The sequence below is a fragment of the Sphingobium sp. IP1 genome (assembly GCF_002708645.1).
Lineage (GTDB): Bacteria > Pseudomonadota > Alphaproteobacteria > Sphingomonadales > Sphingomonadaceae > Sphingobium > Sphingobium yanoikuyae.
The window spans coordinates 1-2514 of record NZ_NOIW01000231.1; the positions used below are offsets into that span (position 1 = coordinate 1).

The 2514-nt window shown below is 68.1% G+C and carries 1 protein-coding gene; it reads right to left on the reverse strand.

Features of this window, described 5'->3' with window-relative positions:
• Window positions 1-125: 125 nt before the first annotated feature.
• The gene (locus CG471_RS29600) at window positions 126-2459 is read right to left on the reverse strand and encodes a patatin-like protein (RefSeq protein WP_099234640.1); all 2334 of its coding nucleotides are present in this window, start codon (window positions 2457-2459) and stop codon (window positions 126-128) included.
• Window positions 2460-2514: the final 55 nt, after the last annotated feature.

A 2514-nucleotide genomic window follows, 5' to 3' on the forward strand; every position in this document is an offset into this window, starting at 1 on the left:
CACGGCAACGGCCACCTGCTGCGGTACGCTGACCGGGGCGGCCTGTGCGCTGTCGTCGGACGAGCCCTTGCAGCCGGTGACGAGCACCAGCGCCAGCATCATCGGAAACAGCTTCAAACGCCCCTTCACCCGATTTCCTCCCGCAGTCCGGCGATCAGATCCGCAACATGCGGCAAGCGCGACTCTTCCTCGTCGAGGATCGCCAGAAACGCCGCCCGCCTATAGTTGCGCAACGCCCCTTCGGGAAGACGGGTTGGGGCAGGAATTGCGGAAATTACGATATCCAGCAGACGCTCCACCCCATGGAGCCTGCCCCACAGATAGTCATTCTCCCGATAGACCCGGCTGAAGAAGGCGCCAAAATTGTTGAATTCTATGCCTTTTAGCGTGGCGTTGGCGCCGCCGGCGCGGATGGCGGTGCAATCTTCGGGCGAAATCCGGTCGACCTTGATCGGATCATATTCATCGACAGCGTCACCCTGAAGCAACGGTAAGGTCGCGATGTCGGAGAAGGGAAAGCCCAGATAAGCCAGCAACATGGTGCGGCGCCCGGCCTTGGGCAGGTTGGCGAGCGCCTCGGCCAGCAGCATGTCGGCGGCCTCGTCGCGGGCACGCAGGCCGCGCGCCCGCGCCATCGCCTCCAGCGCGGCACCGGCGTCGGTCGGCACCTGCGCCGCGGCGGCGCGGACATGGTCATTGTAGAAATCATTGCCCTCGCATTCGGTGTAAAGGGCGAGCGCGCGATAGATGGCATCGTGCATCGCCTGCACCGCTTCGCTGTCGGCATCGGCCTCCAGTTCCAGCGTCTCGGCCAGCCGCCGGGCCAGGAAGCGCAGGCGGCGGATGCGGAAAGCCAGGTCATGGGTGCGGAAGAACAGGACGGGCGCGGCGGCGGAGCCGGCATCCTCGGTCAACTGGTCGGCGCCGATCGCGCGCACCTGCCTCCAGATCGCCTGGCGATAGGCTTCGCGCATCATCGGCGCATCCTCGCCGCTCAGCTGGAACAGGCGTGCAGCCAGATCCTCGACGATGCCCGACAGTTTGAGATGGGCATAGGCGGGGAAGGCGAATCCGGCCGAGGCGGCGGCACGCTGCTGCGCCTTGCCGCGCCAGGCGGACAGGCGCGCCGGCGTCGGCCGGTCGAGGAACAGCATGCGGCCGATCGCCCCCTCCACCTCCGCTTCGATACCGGGGCGCAGCGCCTGGATGATCCGGCCCATGCGGCGGATGCGGGCGGAATGGCGGTCGATCGCCTCCAGGTTGTCGCGGATCGGCTGCTCGCGCGGAATGTCCGACAGCGCGCCGAAGATGGTGCGGAAAAAGCCGGGGAGCGGCGCATTCTCGCCGATCGGCGCTACTTCCTCCTCGCCCTCGCGGTTGAGGTGGATCGACCGGTGGCCGGGCTTGGGATCGATATAGACGAAGCGGCGGTCGACCTCGCGCCGCGACGGCCGGTTCTTGAGCGCGCCGATCGCCTGGGCAAAGGGGGCGTTGGCCAGTACCGATCCGTCGATCAGCACCGCGTCCTCCGCCTCGCCCCGTGCCGCCCGGCGCGGCAGCACGCGCGCCAGGAAGGCGTCGCGGCCGGGCCAGGCGCGGTGGCGGCGCTTCAATACCCGGTCCAGCTCGCGCACGGTGAAGGGCGGAAAGGCGCCGGGGAAACTGGCGGTGGCGCGCGCGGCAAAGACCAGCTCGGCCGGATCGGCAAAGCCGCTGGCGCTGCCGCCCCGGCCACGAAAGCCGATCGACAGCCGATGCTCGGTCTCGATCACCTGGGGCGGGCTGTTGAGGCTCAGGCTCTGCACATGGCCGTCGAAATCGGTGACGGTGACGAACAGGTCGAGCGGATGGCCGTCGGGCAGCAGCGACGGGCCGGCCGGCGTCGCCGCCATCGCGTCGAACGCGTCGAGCAGCATGGTCGAGAATATTTCCCCGCCAAAGGGCGGCTCGAACCAGCGCGAGCGGATGAAGCGCGACAATTTCATCCGCACCTCCTCGCGCGTGTCGGGCGCCACCGTGCGCTCGACCGCGTCGCCGGGCCGGCGCGCGGCCATCCATACCAGCGGCGTCGCCCAGAATTTGGTCAGCGCGCGGGCGGGGCGGGCATCGGGATCGAGCAGTTCGTCGACATCGGCATTGTCCAGCCACAGCGCGGTTAGCGGTTCCAGCGACTGGCCGGTCTCGATCGCCTGGGCCAGGAAGATGCCGTTGATCCCGCCCGCGCTGGCGCCGGCGATGATGTCGGGCAGTATGCGCAGTCGCGTGCCGCTCGCCGCCTCGATATCGGCAAGCAGCCGATGATAGACCGCCTCGCTCGCCCCCTGCGGCGCCACCCCGTCATGAAAGGCCCGGCTTGCCCGCGTCAGGTGCCAGATTTCCTTGGTGATGCCGTGCATGTAGACGGCCAGGCTGATCCCGCCATAACAGACGAGCGCGAGGCGTAATTCCTTCTCCCTCATGGGGATAGGGATCGCAAAGCCAGGCCGCCTTGTCGAGAGGCGGAATGTCCCACCC